General features: G+C 73.0%; 20 protein-coding genes. 7 read left to right on the forward strand and 13 right to left on the reverse strand.

The window, feature by feature from the left end:
- Window positions 1-3: 3 nt before the first annotated feature.
- The 3 genes from AC069X_RS22280 to AC069X_RS22290 all read right to left on the reverse strand — a co-directional run bounded on the left by AC069X_RS22280 (window position 4) and on the right by AC069X_RS22290 (window position 3,204).
- Window positions 4-1,917 carry an Orn/Lys/Arg family decarboxylase gene (locus AC069X_RS22280; protein ID WP_478730597.1) on the reverse strand — a complete coding sequence of 638 codons (1,914 nt, stop codon included), beginning with the start codon at window positions 1,915-1,917 and terminating at the stop codon, window positions 4-6.
- Complete coding sequence (locus AC069X_RS22285) at window positions 1,914-2,390, reverse strand: Orn/Lys/Arg decarboxylase N-terminal domain-containing protein (protein ID WP_478730599.1); 477 nt, start codon at window positions 2,388-2,390, stop codon at window positions 1,914-1,916. Before AC069X_RS22285 ends, AC069X_RS22280 begins: the two co-directional genes overlap by 4 nt.
- 484 nt (window positions 2,391-2,874) lie before the next feature.
- Window positions 2,875-3,204 carry a hypothetical protein gene (locus tag AC069X_RS22290; protein WP_478730601.1) on the reverse strand — a complete coding sequence of 110 codons (330 nt, stop codon included), beginning with the start codon at window positions 3,202-3,204 and terminating at the stop codon, window positions 2,875-2,877.
- Between the two features lie 462 nt (window positions 3,205-3,666).
- Between AC069X_RS22290 and AC069X_RS22295 the strand changes: the two genes are divergently transcribed.
- Window positions 3,667-4,116 carry a spore-associated protein gene (locus tag AC069X_RS22295; RefSeq protein ID WP_478730603.1) on the forward strand — a complete coding sequence of 150 codons (450 nt, stop codon included), beginning with the start codon at window positions 3,667-3,669 and terminating at the stop codon, window positions 4,114-4,116.
- Window positions 4,117-4,344: 228 nt separating this feature from the next.
- Here the strand turns inward: AC069X_RS22295 and AC069X_RS22300 are convergent, their stop codons facing one another.
- Window positions 4,345-5,574 carry a lipase family protein gene (locus AC069X_RS22300; RefSeq protein WP_478730605.1) on the reverse strand — a complete coding sequence of 410 codons (1,230 nt, stop codon included), beginning with the start codon at window positions 5,572-5,574 and terminating at the stop codon, window positions 4,345-4,347.
- A 494-nt stretch (window positions 5,575-6,068) separates the two neighbouring features.
- Between AC069X_RS22300 and AC069X_RS22305 the strand changes: the two genes are divergently transcribed.
- On the forward strand, window positions 6,069-6,704 hold the full coding sequence (locus tag AC069X_RS22305; RefSeq protein WP_478730607.1) for a VOC family protein: 636 nt from the start codon (window positions 6,069-6,071) through the stop codon (window positions 6,702-6,704).
- 207 nt (window positions 6,705-6,911) lie between these two features.
- Here AC069X_RS22305 and AC069X_RS22310 read toward each other — a convergent pair whose 3' ends face one another.
- The 3 genes from AC069X_RS22310 to AC069X_RS22320 all read right to left on the reverse strand — a co-directional run bounded on the left by AC069X_RS22310 (window position 6,912) and on the right by AC069X_RS22320 (window position 9,269).
- Window positions 6,912-7,955, reverse strand: a complete 1,044-nt coding sequence (locus AC069X_RS22310; protein ID WP_478730609.1) for a methyltransferase — start codon at window positions 7,953-7,955, stop codon at window positions 6,912-6,914.
- Window positions 7,956-8,005: 50 nt separating this feature from the next.
- Window positions 8,006-8,836, reverse strand: a complete 831-nt coding sequence (locus AC069X_RS22315; protein ID WP_478730611.1) for a helix-turn-helix transcriptional regulator — start codon at window positions 8,834-8,836, stop codon at window positions 8,006-8,008.
- A gap of 160 nt (window positions 8,837-8,996) precedes the next feature.
- Window positions 8,997-9,269: a DUF3253 domain-containing protein gene (locus tag AC069X_RS22320; RefSeq protein ID WP_478730612.1), complete on the reverse strand. Its 273-nt coding sequence runs from the start codon at window positions 9,267-9,269 to the stop codon at window positions 8,997-8,999.
- 205 nt (window positions 9,270-9,474) lie between these two features.
- On the opposite strand from AC069X_RS22320, the gene AC069X_RS22325 reads away from it, so the two are divergent.
- Window positions 9,475-9,741: a DUF4235 domain-containing protein gene (locus AC069X_RS22325; protein WP_478730777.1), complete on the forward strand. Its 267-nt coding sequence runs from the start codon at window positions 9,475-9,477 to the stop codon at window positions 9,739-9,741.
- 370 nt (window positions 9,742-10,111) lie between these two features.
- On the opposite strand, the gene AC069X_RS22330 is transcribed toward AC069X_RS22325, so the two are convergent.
- The 3 genes from AC069X_RS22330 to AC069X_RS22340 all read right to left on the reverse strand — a co-directional run bounded on the left by AC069X_RS22330 (window position 10,112) and on the right by AC069X_RS22340 (window position 13,351).
- Window positions 10,112-10,558, reverse strand: coding sequence for an SsgA family sporulation/cell division regulator (locus AC069X_RS22330; RefSeq protein ID WP_478730614.1), 447 nt, complete (start codon window positions 10,556-10,558; stop codon window positions 10,112-10,114).
- A 100-nt stretch (window positions 10,559-10,658) separates the two neighbouring features.
- Window positions 10,659-11,771, reverse strand: a complete 1,113-nt coding sequence (locus tag AC069X_RS22335; RefSeq protein WP_478730616.1) for a glutamate--cysteine ligase — start codon at window positions 11,769-11,771, stop codon at window positions 10,659-10,661.
- A gap of 200 nt (window positions 11,772-11,971) precedes the next feature.
- Window positions 11,972-13,351 carry an NAD(P)/FAD-dependent oxidoreductase gene (locus AC069X_RS22340; RefSeq protein WP_478730618.1) on the reverse strand — a complete coding sequence of 460 codons (1,380 nt, stop codon included), beginning with the start codon at window positions 13,349-13,351 and terminating at the stop codon, window positions 11,972-11,974.
- 183 nt (window positions 13,352-13,534) lie between these two features.
- Between AC069X_RS22340 and AC069X_RS22345 the strand changes: the two genes are divergently transcribed.
- Window positions 13,535-13,999: an ATP-binding protein gene (locus tag AC069X_RS22345; RefSeq protein WP_478730620.1), complete on the forward strand. Its 465-nt coding sequence runs from the start codon at window positions 13,535-13,537 to the stop codon at window positions 13,997-13,999.
- Window positions 14,000-14,263: 264 nt separating this feature from the next.
- A complete protein-coding gene (locus AC069X_RS22350; RefSeq protein WP_478730622.1) occupies window positions 14,264-14,719 on the forward strand; it encodes a GNAT family N-acetyltransferase in 456 nt (151 codons plus the stop codon).
- Window positions 14,720-14,773: 54 nt separating this feature from the next.
- Here AC069X_RS22350 and AC069X_RS22355 read toward each other — a convergent pair whose 3' ends face one another.
- A complete protein-coding gene (locus AC069X_RS22355; RefSeq protein ID WP_478730623.1) occupies window positions 14,774-15,100 on the reverse strand; it encodes a GYD domain-containing protein in 327 nt (108 codons plus the stop codon).
- A 194-nt stretch (window positions 15,101-15,294) separates the two neighbouring features.
- On the opposite strand from AC069X_RS22355, the gene AC069X_RS22360 reads away from it, so the two are divergent.
- The gene (locus AC069X_RS22360) at window positions 15,295-16,557 is read left to right on the forward strand and encodes a hypothetical protein (protein WP_478730625.1); all 1,263 of its coding nucleotides are present in this window, start codon (window positions 15,295-15,297) and stop codon (window positions 16,555-16,557) included.
- A gap of 176 nt (window positions 16,558-16,733) precedes the next feature.
- A complete protein-coding gene (locus AC069X_RS22365) occupies window positions 16,734-18,713 on the forward strand; it encodes a M20/M25/M40 family metallo-hydrolase (RefSeq protein WP_478730627.1) in 1,980 nt (659 codons plus the stop codon).
- Window positions 18,714-18,784: 71 nt separating this feature from the next.
- On the opposite strand, the gene AC069X_RS22370 is transcribed toward AC069X_RS22365, so the two are convergent.
- Complete coding sequence (locus tag AC069X_RS22370) at window positions 18,785-19,429, reverse strand: response regulator (RefSeq protein WP_478730779.1); 645 nt, start codon at window positions 19,427-19,429, stop codon at window positions 18,785-18,787.
- A gap of 53 nt (window positions 19,430-19,482) precedes the next feature.
- Window positions 19,483-20,673, reverse strand: a complete 1,191-nt coding sequence (locus AC069X_RS22375) for a sensor histidine kinase (RefSeq protein ID WP_478730629.1) — start codon at window positions 20,671-20,673, stop codon at window positions 19,483-19,485.

Below are 20,673 nucleotides of genomic sequence, written 5' to 3' on the forward strand. Positions count from 1 at the left end.
GCCTCACCACGCTCGCCGTCCGGTGGGCGCCGTCATGCATTCGATGAGGTAGTCGCCCGATTCAGGGTCGGTGACGACACCGTGGGCCTCGCTGCCGAAGCCGGGGAAGGCCCGGTCGAAGGCTTCGAGGGCGGTGAGGTAGCGCAGCAGGGGGCCTTCGGGGGTGCCGAGGGATTCGCCGGGCATCAGGACGGGGATTCCGGGCGGTGTGACGGTGACCATGGCCGCCGCGATCCTTCCGGCGGCGTCGGCCAGGCGGACGCGTTCGGTGCCGCCGCGGATGAGCTGCTGGTAGCAGTGGCGGGGCGGGTGGACAGGGGTGGGCAGGTCGTGGAAGGCCTCGTCAAGAGCGGTGATGAACGCGCCGCGGGTGAGATGCTGGTGCATCTGCGTGCACAGTTCGCGCAGGGTGGTGTCGCGGTAGCGGGACCGGTGGCGTTCCGTGAGGGCGGGCAGGACCCGGTCGAGGGGTGCGTCGGTGTCGTAGAGGGCTTTGAAGTCCATCAGGGCGTCCATGAGGGTGCCCCACTTGCCCTTGGTGATGCCCATGGAGAACAGGACGAGGGTGGTGTAGCTGTCGGTCTTCTCGACGACGATGCCGCGGGTGGCGAGGTATTCGGTCAGGACCCGGGCGGGGATGCCCCAGTCCTGGGTCTGGCCGGTGGCGGTGACTCCGGGGCAGGTGAGGGTGACCTTGACGGGGTCGAGGAGGCAGTGTCCGTCGGTGAGACCGTCGAAGCCGTGCCAGGCGGCGCCGGGTTCGAGCTTCCAGCAGGCGGGCTCTGTGGTCAGGAGGGCGACGGGCGCGTCAACGAGGGGGAGGCGGCCTCCGGTCGCGGGGTCGGTGACGTGTTCGGGCTGCCAGACGCCGAAGAACCAGTCCGGGCGGTCCGCGGCGGCGGTGATGCGTCGGGTGGTGCGGACGACCGCCTGGCGGAAGCGGATCGCCTCGGTGACGGCCTCGTCGATCAGCCACCGGCCCTGCGGGCCGTCCATCATCGCGGCGGCCACGTCGAGGGAGGCGATGGCGGGATAGAAGGCGGAGGTGGTGCCGTGCATCATGAACGCCTCGTTGAAGCGGTCGTGTTCCACCGGCGCGCGCGGGGCAGGGCGGACGTAGACCATCGCGCACTGGGAGAGCGCGGCGAGGAGCTTGTGGGTGGAGTGGGTGGCGAACACGGTGGGACGGTCGTCGGCCGGGAGCGTGTCCGCGCTCACGGCCATGCCGTAGCGCCCCTCGTAGAGGGGGTGGAAGCGGGCGTAGGCGAACCACGCCTCGTCGAAGTGGAGCCGCGGGGTGACGGGGGCGAGGGCGCGGGCGGTGGCCACGGTGTCGTAGCACAGTCCGTCGTACGTGGAGTTGGTGAGGACCGCGTACTGAGCGTCGGGCGAGACGGCGGCTTCGGTGAACGGGTTGGCGGCGATACGGGCGGCGATGGCGTCCGGGGCGATGGCGGCGGGCGGGAGCGGTCCGGCGAGTCCGTATCCGTTACGGGTGGGCACCAGGTAGACGGGGCGGGCGCCGGAGACGACCAGGCCGTGCAGTACGGACTTGTGGCAGTTGCGGTCGACCAGGGCGATCTCGTCTGCGGTGACGCTGTAGTGGCCGACCATGCGGTTGCACGTGGAGTCGCCGTGCAGAACGAAGTAGGTGCGCTCGGCACCGAAGACCCGGGCGGCATTGCGTTCGGCCTCGCCGATAGGACCGCTGTGCTCGTAGAGCGAGCCGAGCTCTCCGACGGAGATCGACAGGTCGGTACGGAAGAGGCGCTCACCGTAGTAGTCGAAGAACGCCCGGCCGGCCGGCGACTTCAGGAACGCAACCCCACCCGAGTGGGCGGGGGTGTGCCACGAGTACTCGTGTGCGTCCTCGAAGCGCTTCAGGGCCCGGAAGAACGGAGGCAGGACGTCCGTCACGTAGGTGCGGGCGGCGGCCGCGACACGGCCCGCGATGAAGACGGGGTGTCCTCCAACGGCCAGATGTATCCGACGACCGTCTCCGATACCCACAAGGGAAGGTGCTCCAGGTCGTGGTCGGAGCTGTCGGTCATCAGCAGGAACACGGGCAGATCCTTGAAACGGTGCCGGATCCGGTCCAGCACCTCGGCCCCGCCCGTCGGCATCCGGCGCCCGTCGGGCGCCGCTCCCGCCGCTCCCTCCGGCTCGCGGTCGACGGGGCCGGGCCGGGAGGGGAGGTCCCAGGCCACCACCGCGGCCGCGATGCCCGATTCCGTCTGCAGCATCGCCCGGGCGTCACGCGCGTCGCCGGCCCGCCGCAGCTCCAGGCCCCGGTTCTCCAACTCCTTGCCGATCCGCCTCAACTGCTCGGCACTCACCCCGCCACCCAGGGAGTCCTCCCGCACCGCCAGCAGCACCGTGCCGTTCGCCATCGATCCGCCCGCCTTCCCGCACACACGAGCACCCCTGTCAGGCCGGGGCGAAGAACCACCCCGGCACCGGTCGGAGCAAATGTGCAGGGCGCAACCAGTCTGGTCCGCCGATACGCACCGCAGACGACCTGGACGGAGGGTTTCACCCGCACGGGGACGGGAATCGCACGGCGATTTGACCAGGCCACGCCCACTCCGGGCGGGTGGCGGGACCGCCCCAGGGCCGCCGCCCCGGCCCTCCTGGGCAGACGCCCCGGACGACACCGCTGACTCCCGGCCGGCGGCAGCCACGACGCATCGGAGTCCGCGGAGTGGCCGGCCTCCCGGCGACATGCTCCACACCGTGCGCCGCCGTCGTGCAGGGTGTTCGCTCTGTGGGGCCGGGCGAGCAGGGCCTTCGATCAGGCCGGGGGCTTCGCCGCGCATGGTCCCGTGGACCGCGCTATCCGGGTGGCGCCGTTACGGCCCCGGGAAACGGTCCGGTTTAGAGGTACTCGATATACAGGTTCTCGGCGTAGCCGCCCCAGCCGCAGTCCCACACGGAGGCCTGCTCGGTGACGTTGTTGCGGTACGCCTTGCTGCCGTAGAACCTGGCGGCACCCTGGAGATTGGCGCACACGCCGACGACCCGGAAGTACCCGGCGCCGCCGCTGCACCAACCGACGGCCTTGTGACCGCTGTTCGCCGTATAGGTGGTGCAACCCGTCAGCCCTGCGGCCTGCGCCTGGGCCTGGGGTGCCAGGGCAGTCGTCGTCCCCAGCAGCGCGGTCAACGCGAGTCCTGAGGCACCAAGTAACTTCGCGATCTTCTGCATGTCGTCGCCCCTTCGAATCCGTGAACTCGAACTCTTCACGCGGTCCGGCCGCTCGCCGGACACCCGGCGCGCCAAGCTAGCAACGACGGCGTGAGTACGTCTTCCGCTCCGGAGGTCCTCTCGGAGATGCACACAATCGGAACCTCCGGCATCGGCGGAAGGCGACCGGAGGGACAGCGCTTGACCGCCGCCCTCGTAGCCGCGGTACTGAGGGCGTCCCCGCTGGCGCCGTCGTCCGAGCAGGTGCGCCGCGCTCCTGGCGCCGTGTGACCGCCTGCCCGCTCTCCCGGTCGTCGAGGTGGTCGTCAGCCGGGGCAGGGCGGCCCGGATGCCGCGTACGGTCCTGGTTTCCGGCAAAGGTGCGGCGCGGTCACTTTTTTACGGACCGTGCGCAACCGTTCCGCCGTTCTGCATGTCACACCATGCAGGAGCGACCAACTCCAATGACCGCCAGGGGGAAACATGAAACTCACCCGTTCCGTCCTTGCCACGACCGCATTCGCCGCGCTGGCCCTGGGGGCCACGACCGCGCTGGCGGCGCCCGCGACCGCCGCGCCCAACACCACGCCGCAGAAGGTCTGCGGAAGCGCCTACAAGACCGTCAACTCGGCCGCCATCGGCTCACTGGGCACCGTCTACCTGACGTACAACGCCTCGAACGGCAAGAACTGCGTCGCGACCATCCGCAACAACCCGGGTACGGCCGTCGACATGGCCCTCTGGATCGAAGTCCCCGAAACCTGGGAGCGGGGCGAGGACTTCGGCCGCTATACCTCGTACGCGGGCCCGGCCTACGTGTACGGCAAGGGCCACTGCGTCGACTGGGGCGGGGGCATCAGCAACGTGCACGTGCAGGTGTACAACTCCAACTGCGGCGCGCGCAAGGAGCACCGGGTCACCGAGGTCCGCTGACCCGAGCTCCTGCTGACCGCACCGCGACGTTCTGAGCCGTCGTGCGGTCGTCGGGGGCAGGACCTGCGACCCGACGGCCGCACGGGAACCGTTGTGGTCCGGCTCGCCCCGGCAGACTCGCCGAGTTCTGCCGGGGCGAGGGCGTGTCCGGCCTCCTCGTTCGAGCCCGTCTGTCACCGGTGCGCGTGCACCGGAAGCCCCGCGGGCGAACCCCGCCCGGGGCCGGTGTCAGCAGGTGGTGGGCGGGGTCTTGTCGGCGAAGCGGTCGGCGAGCCAGGGTGCGCCCTCGGTGCTGGTGGCCGCCGCGGCGGCGATGTGGCCGGGCACGTGGTTGGTGCTGAACTTCACGACGGTCCCCTTGTTGCACCAGTCGGCGGCCAGCTGCCGGCCGACCCGGTGCGGGATGACGTCGTCGAGGCTGCTGTGGGACAGCAGGACGGGCACCGCGGGCTTACGCACACCGAGCCGCTGGTCGGCGACGATGGCCTTCCAGGGCGCGTACGTCAGGCGCTCGGTCAGGGGCCGGCCGTCGGCGGTCAGGAACCGGGAATTCAGGAACGGGTACTTGGCGATGGCCTGGGTGGTGCACTGGTTGTCCCGCAGGTCGCTCGTGATCCTCTTCCCGTTCCAGTTGAGGTACGGGTCGATGTCGATGCCGTACGAGGCGCCGAGGCCGGACAGGGAGTAGTTGAAGAACGCGCCGTAGGCGGAGCCGTCGAGGTTGGCCGCGACCGCTTCCAGGTCCGCGGGGGGAGCGCCGACGACGGCGCCCTTGATCCGGAGCTCCGGTGCGTAGGCCGGTGCGAGTTCGGCCGCGGAGGCGGCGCCGCCGCCTCCCTGGGAGTACCCGTAGAGGGCGACCGGCCCGGCGGCCGGCAGCGACGCCTCGGGCAGCCGCTGGGCGGCCCGGACGGAGTCCAGGACCGCGCGTCCCTCGGCCTCGCGGTCCATGTAGGTGTGGACCCCGGGGGTGCCGAGACCCTGGTAGTCGGTGACCACGACGGCCCAGCCCCGGTCGAGGAGGTGCTTGACGGGCAGCGCCTCGTATTCCGTGCCGTCGGCCATCTGACGTGAGGGGGCGCACTTGTCGGCCAGCCCCTGGGTGCCGGGGGCGAAGGCGACGATCGGACGTGGCCCGGTGTGGGCGGCGTTCGGGACCAGCACGGTGCCGGTGACCGCGATCGGCGCGCCGGTACGGTCGGTACTGCGGTAGATGATCCGCCAGGCGGCGGCGTCGACCTTGACCAGCTTCAGTGCGTCCAGGTAGAAGGCGGACCGCTCCGCGCCGATGACATCACCGCTGCCTGCACGGGGGACGGCCGGCGGCCGGTGGAGTGCGGGGCGTTCCACGGCGCGGCCCGCCGCCGAGACCGGCTGGGCACCGGCCGGCCAGGCAGCCAGGGCCAGGGTCGAACAGGCGGTCACCATCGCAGCGGCCGAGCGCATCAGGGCTTTCACGCGTCCACACTCCCTTCGCAAAGGAACCACACCGCACGGAACCCAAAGTCGATCTTCGACGCCGAGAGGGCGGCTGACATGCGCGACCAGCCGGAACGTCCCCCGAATGCCCGGCCCGCCCGCCGCAACGGCACCCGAAGACCTCGGCAGCCGGTCCCGGTAGCCAGGAGGGCGCGCCGGGTGTGCCTGCCGAGGATCGGGGCCGCGGGCGAGGCTGCGAGGCGCGATGGGGCTGGGTTCCGAGGCCGTGGTCCGGCAGGCCGGTCTGCTGGCCCGGCGGGGCTGGTACCCGCACTGGGACGAGACCCGCTCCACCGCCACGGCTCCCTCACCGCCGGCGAGGAGGGCGGCAGCGCTGCTGCCTGGCTTCGGGCGGGCCTCCCCCGCCGGGATGACCGTGGCGATCCGCCGCACGGCTGAATCCGCGGCGGGCGCGGCCGGGACGGCGGGCGTGGCGTCGGGATGTGTGCGGGTCGTCGGGCGACGATGGCGCCGTGCGACTTGATCACGTGTCCTATGCGGTGGCCCGCGACAGCTTCGTCTCGACCGTCCAGTGGATCGGATCGGCCCTCGGAGCCGGGTTCGTCGACGGGGGCGTGCACCCGCGATTCGGCACCCGCAACTTCATTCTCCCGCTGAGCGGCGGCACCTACGTCGAGGTCGTCACCACCCTCGACCACCCCGCCGCCGACCGCGCGCCCTTCGGCCAGGCGGTCGCGCGGCGCGCCGCCGAGGGCGGTGGCTGGCTCGGCTGGGTGGTCTCCGTCGACGACATCGCCCCGGTCGAAGCCCGCCTTGGCCGCACTTCGTCCGAGGGGCACCGTGTCCGGCCCGACGGGTTCGACCTGAGGTGGAAGCAGATCGGCCTGCTGGAACTGCTGGAGGACCCGCAACTGCCCTACTTCCTGCAGTGGCTGGTCCCCAGCGAGGAGCGACCGAGCGCCGGCCCCCGCACCTCCACCACCATCCACGGGGTCTCCATCGCCGGCGACGCCGCCTCCATCGCCGAATTCCTCGGCGAACCGGCCGACCATCCCCTCGACCAGATCGACGTGACCTGGGTCGAGGACGAGGAACCGGGCCTGGTCTCGGTCGAGTTCGCCACCGCCCACGGCCCGGTCACGATCTGACCCCAGGGCCCGACCGTCCCGCGGGAGCGGCCGACTGGGATCTCCTGTCGGAAGAATGTCGCCGGCGGAACCCCGGCCCGGGACAACCGGGAGAGGGGTGGTCGGTGGGGAGCGGTGGACTCCTCACGGTCGGAGCCTGCGACGGCCTTGAGTCTTGCGGTGGGGTGGTTCGCGGGCTGGGGGCGGTGCGCGCCGCGCGTGATGTGGTCAGTCGGCCACGGCCTCGATCAGGGAGTACGGGGCGGCCCCCGCGAGCGGGGTGACCGACGTGACGCGCAGATCCGCCCGGCGGCACACCTCCTCGAAGTCTTCGCGGGTGCGTTCCCTGCCGCCGACGTTGACCATCATGTTGAGGTCGCTCAGGTAGGTGCCCGCGTCCTCGGCGCCGACGACTTCGGGAAGGACCGGCTCCACGATCAGGACGACGCCGCCGGGCGGCAGCGCCCGGCGGCAGTGGCGCAGGATCGTGACCGCCTGGGCGTCCGTCCAGTCGTGCAGGATGCTCTTCACGAGGTACACGTCCGAGCCCTGCGGGACCGATTCGAAGAAGTCCCCGGCGACGAGGGAACAGCGTTGCTCCAGCCCGTGCCGCGCCAGTGTCTTCCCGGCCTCTGCCAGGCCGTCGGCGGTATCGAAGATGACGCCGGCCAGGCCTGGGTGTGCTTCGAGGACGGCGGCCAGGAGGGTGCCGCTGCCTCCGCCGACGTCCGTGACCGAGGCGAACCGGCTGAAGTCGAAGGCGCTCGGCAGCACGCCGGCGGTCTCGGTGGTGACCTGGCTCATGGCCGCGTTGAAGTCGGTGGAGAGCTCGGGGTGGCGGGCGAGGTGGCTGAAGAAGTCCGTGCCGAAGACGGTGTCGAAGGCGATCTCCCCCGTACGGACACTGGTGTCGAGGTGCTCCCAGGCGCGGACGATCGCCGGATCGGTGAACATCCGGACGAACGACGCGAGGGAGTCGGGGTGGCCGGGGCCGAGGAGCGCTCCCGCCGGGGTCAACGAGAAGGTGTCGGGGGTGTGTTCCGCGAGCAGGCCGAGGGCGGTCAGGGCGCGCAGCAGGCGTGTCATGGGCTGGTGCGCGGTCCCGGCTCCGGCGGCCACCTCGGCAGCCGTGCGCGGCTGGTCGCCGATCAGTTCCACGACTCCCAGGCGGACCGCCGCGCGCAGGGTGTGTGCGGCCATGGTCCCGCAGGCGAGCTGGACGACGAGTTCCCGGCCCGCCGCCGTCTGTGCCGCTCGGATCTCGGTGTTCATCACGGGTCTTGCTTCCTTCCTTCGATCCGACCGATCACCGGTCGGTCCGGTCAGGGCTCGGTGGACTCGGTCAGGCCGGCCAGCGCGCCGGGCGTGCACCCGGCGAGGGCCTGGACGTCGCGGTGGAGATGGGGCTGGTCGGCGTATCCGCACGCCACGGCGACGTCGCCGGCGCGTTCGCCCGCGAGGAGCGCCCGGGCGGCGTGGTCGAAGCGGACCAGCATGGCGGCGCGCTTGGGGGTCAGGCCGACCTGGGAGCTGAACCGGGCCCAGAGGCGCTTGCGGCTCCATCCGCAGGACGCGGCCAGGTCACCGACCCGCACTCGGCCCCGGCCGGCCACGATGGCGTCCCAGACGGCGGCGACCTCGGGCGCCATGGGTGGCGCTCCTGCGGCCCTCCGTCTGAGGAAGCCGTCCGTGAGCGCGAGGCGTTCCTGCCAGGACGCGGTGTCGGCCAGCTGCTCGCGCAGCAGCCGGGCGTGCCGCCCCCACAGGTCTTCGAGTCCGGTGATGGAGCCGTCCAGTTCGAGCGGGGAAACGCCCAGCAGGGCATAGGCGGCCCTGGGTGACAACGCCACCTCGACGCATTCGACGCCCTCGCCGCGGATACGGGCCGGACCCGGCGCCAGGGAGGCGACGAGACCCCTCAGTGGCCGCTGCCCGGAGGCGTTCTCCACCGTGAGCGGTCCGGCTCCGAGCCCGATGACGACGATCACGGCGGGCTGCGGGAGCACGCGCATGCGCAGCCCGCCGGCCATGCGGTCCCGGAATCCGGCCATCCGTACGCCGTCGAGAGACATGCCGCCCAGGGGGCGGGCCACCTCCCAGCGGTCGGATGCAGTGCGCTCCGGGGGTGCGTCCCCCGCGTCGTGTCTGGACATACCCAAAGGCTCGCTTAAGCCGCCGGTCTTGTCTTGGACGAAAGTTCCACGGCCGTTCCGCCGTCGGTTCGGCGGTTCTGGGGTGTACGGGGCGCAATGGCTCGGAGAGGCACGGTGGTGCCGCACACCGGGGTCGGCCAGCGGGCGTCGTGTCGGGGTGTCAGCGGGTGCGGCGGATGCGGATCGGGCCCCGGGCCTCGTCCGGCCGGACGGGGTGGCCGCCCTGGGTGATCTCGACCTCGCCCGCCGCGACCAGCCGGCGGGCCGCGCGGCGCACCGGGTCCATCAGCGCGCGCCAGCCGTCGTCGTCCCCTCCGTACGCCGCCCGTGCGGCGTCCGAGGGGCAGATCGTGGCGCCCGGCCCACGGCGGTCCAGGAGGTCGAGGATGGTCCGCTCCAGACGCCGTCCCGTCCGGTGCTCGTCGTCCGCCACTCCCCCAGTGTCACATCAGCGGTCGTCGGCCGTCGCAGCTGTTCGGGCGGGCCTGTCCCGTCTGACGTGGGACGGGATCGGCGGCGTGCGCTCGCGGGCGGGCATCCTGCGGAACCGCCGAAGGCGAGTGGACGGCGCGTTCCCGGGTAGGCGCGCCGGAGGACATCTCCTGACGACCGCCGCGACCGTGGAACCGGAGGCGAAGATGAATGCGTCCAAGATCGCCTACAAGCCCGTCGGGCTCATGCTGGGTGCCCTGAGCGGCATGGTGGCCGGCACGGCCTTCAAGCAGGCTTGGAAGATGATCAGCCGAGAGAACGATGCGCCGGACGCCACGGATGAGGACCGCACCTGGCGGGAAGTGCTGACCGCCGCGGCCCTTCAGGGCGCGGTCTTCGCCGTGGTCAAGGCCGCCGTCGACCGCGGCGGGGCAGCCGCCACCCGGCGCGTGACCGGCACCTGGCCCGGCTGACCGCCGCTGGAGGAACGCCGCGCCGCGCACCGGCACGCCTCCGACGGGCACGTGTCATCTGTCGCCGCGCCGTCCCGGTCGGCGGCGGCCAGGTCCTCGCCGGGAACGGCTTCTCGGCGGCGGTGATGCCGTACCCGGGCGAACGCAGGCGGCCGCCCGGGCGGTGAGCAGCCGGTGTCCAGGGTGTGGTCCGGGTCCGGTTCGCCGAGGGCGTTTTCCATGTCCGGCTGCGATTCGCCGGGCTCGGCGCCCTGTGCCGGCTGATGCGCCTCGTCCCCCGGGCTTCGTTCCCGCTCTTGAGCGACCTCCTCTCGGACGAGCGCCGCCTTCCCCGGATCCGGGCCGTCATGCCGCCTCTTCGCCCGCCCGTTCAGGGGTTGGCGAGGAGGTGCTCGATCGGAGACCAGTCCAGGTGGTGCTCCTCCGTGCCCGGCGGTACCAGGGCGTACGTCGTGGTCAGCCAGGCCGAGAGGCGGGCTCGGTCGACGCTGAGGAGGGCATGGCCTTCATGGGGACCGAGCCGCAGCCACACCCGGCCGTGGTGCGGGGTGGTCTGCGTGGGCCAGACGAGGACGTCCCCGCCGCCGGCCAAGGTGCGGGTCCCGGTGGCCATCACGTCCCGTCCCAGCGTCCAGACGATGTCGCTGCCGCGCGGGGTGTGGAAGCTGGCCTGGACCTGCAGAGGGCGGCTGCAGCGGTAGAGGAAGGTGACCGGCACCGCGATCGGACGCCAGGCGTGCGGCAGGTACTGGTGGGCCATGGTGGACCAGCCGGCGTCGTCATGGCGCGCGGCGCCGGGGCTGGGCGTGATGTGCACGGCATCGAGTCCTGGGTCGTCGGGGCAACGTCGCGCCCACGCGTGTACCCGTGAACCGGACTCTCAAGCGGACCGGCCCGCCTTCCGCGGGGTGATCCCGTCATGCCGCGGGGGGTGTGGTGAGGCGGGTGCATTCCGCCACCACGGCGCGCAGGTCGCCGGTGGTGTGCAGGAGGCGGCGTTGGAGGCGGGCACCGTTGCCCCGTTCGAGGAGGCGGGCGACGCCCGCGCGTGCGAGGTCGAGATCGCCGTGGTCGTCGAGGGCGTCCCGTACGTGGTCCAGCAGGACGTCGCAGACCGCCGCCGCGGGAGCGGGGTCCATGCCGCGGGGGTCGAGCAGCGGGCCGTCCAGGCCCGACTTGGCCGCCTGCCAGGCGGCGAGGCGCAGCACGCCGCTTCCGATGCGGGCCGGCGGCAGACCGGCACGCCAGTCGCGGGCGGCGGTCTCCACCAGGGCACGGGCGAGAGCGGCGAGCAGGACGGGGGTTTCGGGTTCGAGGCAGACGTCGGCGACGCGGATCTCGACCGTGGGGTAGCGGGCGGAGAGCCGGGCGTCGAAGTAGATCATGCCGTCGTCGCGCAGGACACCGGTGGCGAGCATGTCGCCCACCTGCTGGTGGTAGTTCTCGGCGCTGCCGAAGACGTCGGTGGGCCCGGCGGAGGGCAGGCGGTTCCACACCCGGCTGCGGTAGCTGCCGTAGGCGCTGTCCTGGCCCTGCCAGAAGGGTGAGTTGGCGCTGAGGGCGGTCAGGACGGGGAGCCACGGGCGGATGCGGTCGAGGACGGCCACGCCCTCGTCGTCCGAGGCGACGGACACGTGGACGTGGCAGCCGCAGGTGAGCTGCTCCTGGGCGGTCAGGCCGAATTGCCGGCTGACCCAGCGGTAGCGTTCGCCGGGCACCGTGGACGGGCGCACCGGCAGCGGTGAGGTGGCCAGCGCGGCGACGGCTCCGCCCGCTTCGGCGGCGTGCCGCGCCGCCTCGGCCCGCCAGCGGAGGATCTCCTCGGCCAGCTCCCCCATCAGCAGGACGGGCCGGGTCGAGAACTCCACCTGCTCCCGCTTGAGCTCTGGCTCCAGGGCCCCTTCCGCCGGTCCGTTCGCCGCGTTCCCCTCGCGGGACGCGGCAGACATCACCGCGGCCGAGAGGGCGAGTGGTTCCCCCGTCCCGGGGTCGACCAGCAGGAGTTCTTCCTCCACTCCCACGCTGCGCATACGTCACGTTCCTTTCGTCGGCTTCGTACGCCCGGTCCATGCCCTTTTCGGGCGGAAGGCGGCCGGGCTGGTTCGCCCCGCGCGTCTCACGTGCCCCGGCAGTCACGGTCGTACCCCTCTCGGGCGCGCGAGTCCACACCGGACACGGTGGGGGGGCGGCGGATCATCCCTCGGTGTGGCGGCGCGGCCCCCTGCGGGGGCTACCGCTCCGTCCCGGGCGCGGATGCGCGCAGGGCCGCGGTGCGGGCCCGCACCTGGTCGGCGGACAGGTAGGCGTCCGTGTACTCGAACTGCCGCAGGGTCGGCGGCTCGGCGGGCTGCAATCCCGTCCTGACGAAGTCGTCGCCGGCCGTCGCGTTGAGCAGCCAGTTGGTCAGCACCCGGGTCTTGGCGACGCCTGTGCGCAGCGCCGACCAGTGGTACCCGCGGGCCACGGCCTGGGCGGGGAGGCCCCGCAGCGGGATGCCGAGGGGTTTGGACACCGCGTCGGCACCGCCCAGGTCGACGACGAGCCCCAGGTCCTTGTGGACGTAGGGCCGCAGGGGCTGCCGGCGCAGCGTGGCGATCAGGTTGTCCGCGAGCGTGCGCCCCTGGCGCAGGGCGTGCTGCGCCGTGGGCGGGCAGATCGCGCCTTCCTCCCCCGCGGTGAGGTCCGGCACGGCCGCGGCGTCTCCCAGCGCGAACACCCCGTCGGCACCGGGCACGGTCATTTCCGGGGTCACCAGCAGCCTTCCCCGGACGGTCTCCGCGTCGAGCGTGGCGACGAGCGGGCTCGCGGCGACTCCGGCCGTCCAGATGAGGGTCCTGCTGGGCAGCACCCGGCCGTCGGTCAGCACGATCTCGGTGGGCCCGGCCTGGGCGACGCTGACGCCGAGGGAGACCTGGACGCCCCGTCGCCGCATGATGCCGAGGGCCGCCCGCCCCAGGGAGTCGCCGAGTTCGGGCATGAGCTTCGGGGCGAGGTCGAGGAGGTGCCAGCTGATCTGCCGGGGGTCCAGGCGGGGGTAGCGCTTCACGGCGTGGTGGGTGAGCCGCTGCAGGCAGGCGGCCGTCTCCGTGCCGGCGTAGCCGCCGCCGACCACGACGAAGCACAGGCGTGCGGCCCGCTCCGCCTCGTCCTCGCTCGCGTCGGCCAGGTCGAGCTGGGAGATGACGTGGTCGCGGAGGCAGGCGGCTTCGGCCAGGGTCTTCATGCCCCGGGCGTGCTCGGTGAGTCCGGGGACGTCGAAGGTGCGGGTGACGCTTCCGGGGGCCAGTACGAGGTGGTCGTACGCGTGGTCCGTCAGCTCGCCGGTGATCTTCCGTACGACGCAGGTCTTCGCCCGGAGGTCGACGCCGACGACGGTGCCGGGGATGATGCGGGTCCGGTGGCGGCTGCTGCGGCGCAGCGAGACGGCGACGGACTGGGGGGTCAGGACGCCGGATGCCACCTGGGGCAGCAGCGGCAGGTACAGCTGGTAGGAGTTCGGGGTGACCAGGGCGATGTCCGCTTCCGCCGGGGCGAGCCCGCGCTCGAGCCGTCGGACGCATTCGACTCCGGCGAAGCCGGCTCCCACCACGAGGATCTTCGGTCGTGCCACGGTGTCCGTCCCTTCTCGGGCCTGCCATGTCACTCCGCCCCTGCCCCGTCGGCGCCGGTCCGCACCCGGCAGGTCCGTCGTGTGAGCGGTCGGCCGCACGTTCGGGGGTTTCGGCCGGATCCTGGCGGAAACACGCGAAGACGTCGCACAGGCCGATGAGGTACCGGTCCCGTCGAGGGAGGGGTGAAGGGCGTGGCGGTTCGAGCGGTGGGCTGGGCCCGGTCGATTCCTGTCCACCGGGGGGTCCGTGAGGCCCGCCGGTGGTGCCTGTCCCATCTGAACACCCTGCCGTGGGCCGAGGACGCGCCCGACACGGTCCACTCCGTCCTGCTCACGGTCTCCGAGCTGATCACCAACGCCCACGTGCACGCGCAGAGCAGTGCCCACCTCGTCCTGACCTGGGACGGCAGCTGTGTGCACGTCAGCGTGGCGGACGACGACCCGCGCATACCGACCCCCGGGCAGGCCTCCACCCGGGCGACGTCGGGCCGGGGCCTGGCCATCGTCGACGCCCTGGCCGACCGGTGGGACGCCCACGCCTTTCACGGCGGCAAGACGATCACGGCGTGTTTCCATCCGCCGGAGCTGCCCTCCCCGCACGGGCGGACCGGCGACGACGCCGGGAAGCCGCCGGCCGGACGGCCCTGAGGCATGGGGCGCCGGTCGCCTCCGGGTGCCCCGGAGGCGACCGGTCCGCGTGGCGGTCGCCGTGCCGCTCGGTGATGCCCGGGATCCGGCCGATGGACTCGGCGATCGCGGGGGCGTGGGTGCCGCGCCAAGCCCACCGGGCGCTACGGACTGCGGCTGTTCGTGTGGGGCACACTCGTCGGGCGCTCCGAAGATCAGCCCCACCCCCACTCCGTCTGAGGACGCGATGCGGGACCGGCGGCCCCGAAGCAAGGACGAGGCACGATGAAGATCGCGACAGACGACCTTTCCGGACCCGAGATCGCCGGGTTCCTCGATGAGCACGTCCAGCAGATGCGGTCCATCTCGCCCCCGGAGAGCAAGCACGCGCTCGATCTCGACGCCCTCCGCCGGCCGGAGGTCACGTTCTGGACGGTGCGGGACGGTGACCTCCTGGTGGGCTGCGGCGCGCTCAAGGAGCTGGACGCGGGACATGCCGAGCTGAAGTCGATGCGCACCACGGCGGCGCGCAAGCGCAGCGGGGTCGCGTCCGTGCTGCTGGAGCACATCATCACCGAGGCCAGGCGCATGGGGTTCACGCGGCTGAGCCTGGAGACCGGCAGCGCCGAGTTCTTCCTGCCGGCCAGAAGGCTGTACGAGAAGTTCGGCTTCGTCCCCTGTGCACCGTTCGCGGACTACGAGCCCGACGCGAACAGCACGTTCATGACGAGAAGGCTCTGAACGGCGGGCGTCCGTCCGTGTTCGGTGCCGCTGACGGCCTGACAGGCCGGCCGGCTACGCGCCAGGAGCCCGGTACCGGACCTGCTCCGCTCCGCGCAGGGCGTCCAGCGTTTCGTCGACGCTCAGGAGGACGGTCGTCTCGAACGAGCTGAGCGCACCGCCTCCGCTGATCGCCAGCGCGACCGAGGCCATGGACACGTTGTCCGGGGCTTCCCAGAGGTTGTAGCCGTCGTGCGTGCCGAAGGCGTACCAGAAGCCGTGCAGCCTTCCGCCAACGGATTCGATGTAGGAACGAGCGGCCTCCGCGCGGTCCTCGGGGTGGCCGATCAGCCTCGCCCACGTCTCAGGCGTGTAGCTGAACCTCGACAGGTAGAGCGGCATCGTGTCTCCCTTTCGTCGCGCCCATGCATGCCCGCGCCGGACGGGAGAGGGGCCGGGGAGGAGCACGGTTCGCCCGAACAGCCGGACGGCCGGCCCGGGCGAGGGCTTCAAGGCGGTGGCCGCCGGCACCTGGCCGCCGGCACCTGGTCACCGCCCCCTTGTCGCCGCGACGGAGGCGGGCGGACCATGGGGGCATGGAGCGGCGACTGACGGCTCATCGGATCCGCGTACTGACGGAGCGGGCCCTGCGGCCCGGGAGCGGGTTCCCGGCCCGGCGCGCCGCGGCCCGGCTGTGCCGGCCGGAGGCCGTCCTGCTGTCGGGCTCCGGCCTCGTCGAGCAGTTGGTCCGGATCCTGCGGTCCGCACCCGACCCCGGCATCGCGGCCCAGGCCGCCCGGACCCTGGCCGACCCCCGGGTCAGCGGCCGTCCGGAACTTCTCGCCTCGGCCGTCGTCGCCATGATCAAGCGGCCGGACCATGTGGGCGACCCGGCCGCCGAACTCGGCGCCCGCGTCCTGGACTTCCTCCTCGGCCCCCAGGCGGGCGCGACCCGTCTGGAGGCGTTCCTCGGAGCCGTTCAGCCCCGGTCCGACTGGCGGACGAGCCCGGATACAGTGGCCTTCTGCTTTGTCGAGAAGGCCTGCGCCACCCCGGACGACACGGTGCGGGCACGCGCCGGGGCGTTCCTGAGCGGGACCGCCGAGCCGCACCTGCTGCGTGCGCTGGACAGGGTCGTGCTCTTGGACATCTGCAAGACGTTCCACCTGCCGGCCCTGCACACCCTGCCCCCGCGCTGGGAGTCGCGGCCCCTGTGGAACGGCAGCGAGCCCTCCCCCCGGCTCCGTCCGCACCTGGCCAATCCCCGCCTGCCCTTGCGCCCGCCCCAGGACACGTCGTACTTCGGCGCGTTGGAGGCATGGGCGGGCCCGCTGCTGGCCGTCCTCTCGGAGCGGCAGGATCTGATCGGGGACCATCTGGCCGTCCACGGGCCGGAGCCGACGGTGAGCGCCCTGCTGGCGGGGGCCGCGAAGGCCGACGGCCCGGCCGGTTTCGCCGCCGACTGCCGTCGTGCCCTGTGTGCGCTGCCGCCAGGTCCCGCCAGGGAGGAGCTGTGCCGGTGTGCGGCACGCGACGGCTCGGCCGTGGGGCGGAGCGTCGTACGGGAGACCGGCTGGGTCTGGGACGGCGACGAGGCCGCGTTCTGCTGGTTCACCGAGCAGTGGGATCGGTACGACGCCCTCGACCCGGACGGTGCCCGCCTGCGCGCGTTCGGCCTGACCCGCAAGGGCGACCGCGGGCTGTTCCGGCGCGCCGAGCGGATCGCCGGGGAGACCGGCCGCCCGAACCCGATTCCGAAACCGCCCCCGTTCCCGCAATCCGCTCCGCCGAGCTCCTCCCCCTGGCGGGGAGGCTCCTGGCCCACCTCCCCGGGAACTTCGTACGGCGGCAGCTTCTGACGCCCGGGGGGTGACCCGCCTCTTCCTCTACGAGCTCGGCGCCGCGGGCCGGGACGTCCGGCCGTCCGCCCCACGGCGGTTGCGCCGATCGGGTACAGGCTGTGGGCGCCGCGCGGTGGGCGGGTGGGTTGCGGGCAGTGGACGGGCGGGAACCCCACACCGCGGAGGTACATCACATGACCGTAGTCTTCTTCGACATCGGGGCCACTCTGGCGGACGCCCGCGTGGAGCCCGACGGCTCGCTGACGCTCAGGCCCCGGCCCCGCGTGATCGCCGTTCTCGACGCCTTCCGGGACGTGCGCAAGGGCATCGTCTCCAACCCCGGGCCGGGTGACGGCGCGGCCGAACGGGCGGCGGCGGCCCTCGACCGGGCGTTCCCCGGCCGGTTCACGGACGCCGGTCTCGTGCACTGGGGGGTGAAGGACAGCCGCGGGCTCTTCGACCGGGCGGTCGCGAGTGCCGGTGAGGTGGCGGCCGGGGGCTGCGTGTTCGTGGGCGAGGACGCCCAGGAGAGGGCGTTCGCGCGGGAGGCGGGGATGCGTACGGCTCCGCATCCGGTGTTCGCGCTCGCCGCGGCGGAGGACCGTCCCGTGTTCTTCGCGCGGATCGGGCTGCCGGACGGCCGGACCCTGGCGGAACTGGCCGCGGCGGCGGAGGCGACCGAGGTCGTTCCCGTGCACGTGGCCTCGGACCGGCTCGTGCTCGTCATGGCGAGCGCCCTCGGTGCCGAAGCCCTCGAACGCGCCGGGTTCACGGTGGACGGGCGCGAACCGGTGGAGGACAGGGCGGCCTTCCTGGTCCGTGACGACCGTCCGGTCACGGACGCCGAGTCGCTCACGGGTCCCGCCGGCACCGCGGGGCCGGGGGACGGGGCCGCGCGGCGGGCCACGGCCGTGTACGGCTTGGTCGCCGATGCCCTGGCCGGACGGGGCGCCCCTCCGGCCGCTCTGCTCGGGCCCGCACCGGGTGGTGTGTACCTCGCCGTGCCCGCCGGTGCGCCGGTCGAGGAGGTGCACCTGCCGGGTGCCAAGCCCGGGCACACGGAACGGCTGCTGCCGGACCCGGCGCTCCTCTCGCGGCCCGGGGAGGCGCAGGCGGACGCGCTCGCCGGTTCAGCGGCCGGAGGCCGGGGCCCGGGCCGGGCCGGTGCGGCGTCCGGCAACGGCCTGCCGTCGCCCGGGACGATCGCCGCGGTGCGGGCGGCGGTGACCTCCGAGGCCCTGCGGGGGCATGTGGCGCGCATCTCCGGCGCGGAGCCGCTGGTCGAGGGCGAGTCACTGAGGGTCCGCAGCCGGGACGCGGCGGCCGAGGACAACGCGCTGGTCGTCGAGGCGCTGGCCCGCCGGTTCCGGGAACTCGGGCTGCACGTGCGAAAGCACCCGTTCCGGTGGCGGGGGCGGCAGCTGTTCAACCTGGAGGCCGAGCACCGGGTCGTGGGGGCGGACTCCGCCGTCCTGATCACGGCCCACCTGGATTCGACCGCGTCCAGCGGTGACTTCGTGGACGCGGACGGCGACTTCCGCCCCTACGACCCCGCGGTCGACCCGGCGCCGGGGGCCGATGACGACGGGAGCGGCACGGCGGGGGTGCTGGCCGCGGCCGAATGCCTGGCCGGCTTGCTGGCGGACGGCGGGCAGCCGACGCGCAATGTGCGCTTCGTGCTCTTCAACGCCGAGGAACAGGGCCTCGTGGGAAGCAAGTTCTACGCCCGGGCCGCCGCCGCGGAGGGCGACCGTATCGCCGGGGTCTTCCAGATGGACATGATCGCGGGATTGCAGCGGGGCAGCGCGCCCCGGGTCGAGATCCACGCGGGGTCCTCCGTACCGGGCCCGGTCGTGGGGGCTTCCGACGCGCTCGGCGAGCTCGTCGCGCGCACCGTGCCGGCCTTCGATCCCGCGGTGATTGTCCAGCACCTCACGGGCCCCGACGACCCGGCGGTGGGGCGCAGCGACCACGCGAGTTTCCACGAGCGGGGATGGGCGGCGGTCGCCGTGTCCGAGGACCTCTTCTCCACCCCCGACGGCGCGCCCGGGACCGGCACGCGGCAGTACCACACCCCGGGGGACACGCTCCTCGACCAGGACCACGACACCGGTTTCGCCGCCACGATCGCGGGCTCGGTCACCGCGACCGCTCTGACGTTCGCCGGACTGTGACGACGCCGCCGGGATGAAGTCCCGGCACGGGGACGGGCGATGGCACGTGCCCGGTCCCCGGTCGGGCCCGGTCAGGCGCCGTTCCCCGGGGGCCGGGGAGCAGCCGGGGAACTCGTCAGCAGCCCGTTCTCCATCGCGACGACCACCGCGCGGGTGCGGTCGCTGACGTCGAGCTTGGCGAAAACGCGCAGCAGGTGCGTCTTGACCGTGGCCTCTCCGATGAACAGCCGTTTGCCGATCTCGGCGTTGGACAGCCCGTCCGCGACGGCGCGCAGCACGTCGCTCTCGCGGGGGGTGAGGGACACCCTCGCCGGCCGCCGCATCCGGGCGACCAGTTGCCGTGCCACGCGCGGGGCGAGGACGGTCTCGCCGCGGGACGCGGCGTGGATGGCGTCCACCAGCTGCTCGCGCGTGGCGTCCTTGAGCAGGTAGCCGGTGGCGCCTGCCTCGACGGCCCGTTCGATCTCGGTGTCGGTGTCGTACGTGGTGAGGATCAGCACCCGGGTGCGCGGGTGCGCGGCCGTGATCGCGGCGGTGGCCCCGACGCCGTCCAGTACGGGCATCCGCAGGTCGAGCAGGGCCACGTCGGGCTCCAGCCGGGAGACGAGTTCGAGGGCGGCGGCGCCGTCCTCGGCTTCGCCGACGATCTCCAGGCTGGGCTCGGCGGACAGCAGGGCCACCAGGCCGGCGCGCATCACCGTGTGGTCGTCCGCCATGATGACGCGGAGGCGGTCCGCGCCGTCGTCCGGGGCGCCGGGGGGTGTGGGGCTCACATCGTCTCCTCGCTGTGGGCGGGTATGAGGACCAGGACGCGGGTGCCGTCGCCGACCGAGCTGGTGACGGTCAGCTCTCCGCCGAACTCCGCCAGCCGGCGCCGCATCCCGTTCAGGCCGAAGCCGCGGGACGCGGCGACGACGAACCCGCGCCCGTCGTCGGTGACCTCCAGTTCGATGAATCCCGGCTGCCGGGCCAGGACCACGGAGACCGTGGAGGCCTCCGCGTGTTTGCGGACGTTGGCCAGCGACTCCTGCGTGCACCGCAGGAGCGCGATGCGGGTCGGCTGGTCGCAGTCGACCTCGGCCAGCTCCGCCTCCACCGTCAGCCCGGTGTCCTCGGCGAAGCGGTCCAGCGTGCGGCGCAGGGTCGTGGCCACCGAGCCGGCGGCCGTCCCGCCGGCGGGGGCGGCGCCGACCAGCACGCGGGCTTCGGCCAGGTTCTCGCGGGCCGTGCGCTCGATGGACCGCAGTTGCCGGTCGCTGCGGTCCGGGTCGGCGGCGAGCCCGGAGCGGGCCGCCTCCGCCAGGACGATGATCGAGGCGAAGCCCTGGGCGAGCGTGTCGTGGATCTCCCGGGCCAGCCGCTCGCGTTCCTCCGCCGCGCCCTGTCGCCTCTGCGCCTCGGCCAGTTCGGTCCGGGCCCTGGCCAGTTGGGCCCGCAGCCGGGCCCGCTCGTCCCGTAGCGCCAGCGCCCTGGGGGTGACCAGGACGGCCACGGCGCTGACCGCGTAGACGCCGACGGAGGAGACGGAGTTGCCGCCCAGGGCCGCCAGGCTCCACCCTTCCCGCAGCGTGCCGCCGACGCTGACCGCGGCCGCTCCGAGACCGCTGGAGAGGAGGGCGGAGCGGGCACCGTTCGCGTAGACCACGAACTGCGGGAGGAACACCAGGTAGAGGGCCCCGAAGCCGTCCCGCATCCAGGACAGGGCACACAGGCAGGCGACCAGCAGCCCCAGGTAGAGGTATCCCGTCCGCACCGGATCGCTCCCGGGGCGCAGGCGCACCAGGACGTTCGCGGCGCCGAGTGCGGCCATCAGGGCGAGCGACCCGTAGGCCTGCGGGGCGGGTACGTCTCCGAAGACCGTGATCACGCAGAGCAGTCCGGTGATCGCCCAGCCGAGGAGTTCCCCGCCGTGCAGCAGCCAGATCCAGTACGGGTCGCCGCGCTGCGGTCGTTGCATCAT

This window comes from Streptomyces sp. NPDC043896 (assembly GCF_056435605.1).

What these genes read in the sequence shown, in the direction of transcription:
- AC069X_RS22285 (WP_478730599.1), bottom strand. Translation starts at nt 2,390, where the DNA reads ATGGCGAACGGCACGGTGCTGCTGGCGGTGCGGGAGGACTCCCTGGGT.
- AC069X_RS22295 (WP_478730603.1), top strand. Translation starts at nt 3,667, where the DNA reads ATGAAACTCACCCGTTCCGTCCTTGCCACGACCGCATTCGCCGCGCTG.
- AC069X_RS22370 (WP_478730779.1), bottom strand. Translation starts at nt 19,429, where the DNA reads ATGGCGGACGACCACACGGTGATGCGCGCCGGCCTGGTGGCCCTGCTG.
- AC069X_RS22360 (WP_478730625.1), top strand. Translation starts at nt 15,295, where the DNA reads ATGGAGCGGCGACTGACGGCTCATCGGATCCGCGTACTGACGGAGCGG.
- AC069X_RS22310 (WP_478730609.1), bottom strand. Translation starts at nt 7,955, where the DNA reads ATGAACACCGAGATCCGAGCGGCACAGACGGCGGCGGGCCGGGAACTC.
- AC069X_RS22375 (WP_478730629.1), bottom strand. Translation starts at nt 20,673, where the DNA reads ATGATGCAACGACCGCAGCGCGGCGACCCGTACTGGATCTGGCTGCTG.
- AC069X_RS22325 (WP_478730777.1), top strand. Translation starts at nt 9,475, where the DNA reads ATGAATGCGTCCAAGATCGCCTACAAGCCCGTCGGGCTCATGCTGGGT.
- AC069X_RS22355 (WP_478730623.1), bottom strand. Translation starts at nt 15,100, where the DNA reads ATGCCGCTCTACCTGTCGAGGTTCAGCTACACGCCTGAGACGTGGGCG.
- AC069X_RS22350 (WP_478730622.1), top strand. Translation starts at nt 14,264, where the DNA reads ATGAAGATCGCGACAGACGACCTTTCCGGACCCGAGATCGCCGGGTTC.
- AC069X_RS22290 (WP_478730601.1), bottom strand. Translation starts at nt 3,204, where the DNA reads ATGCAGAAGATCGCGAAGTTACTTGGTGCCTCAGGACTCGCGTTGACC.
- AC069X_RS22315 (WP_478730611.1), bottom strand. Translation starts at nt 8,836, where the DNA reads ATGTCCAGACACGACGCGGGGGACGCACCCCCGGAGCGCACTGCATCC.
- AC069X_RS22365 (WP_478730627.1), top strand. Translation starts at nt 16,734, where the DNA reads ATGACCGTAGTCTTCTTCGACATCGGGGCCACTCTGGCGGACGCCCGC.
- AC069X_RS22335 (WP_478730616.1), bottom strand. Translation starts at nt 11,771, where the DNA reads ATGCGCAGCGTGGGAGTGGAGGAAGAACTCCTGCTGGTCGACCCCGGG.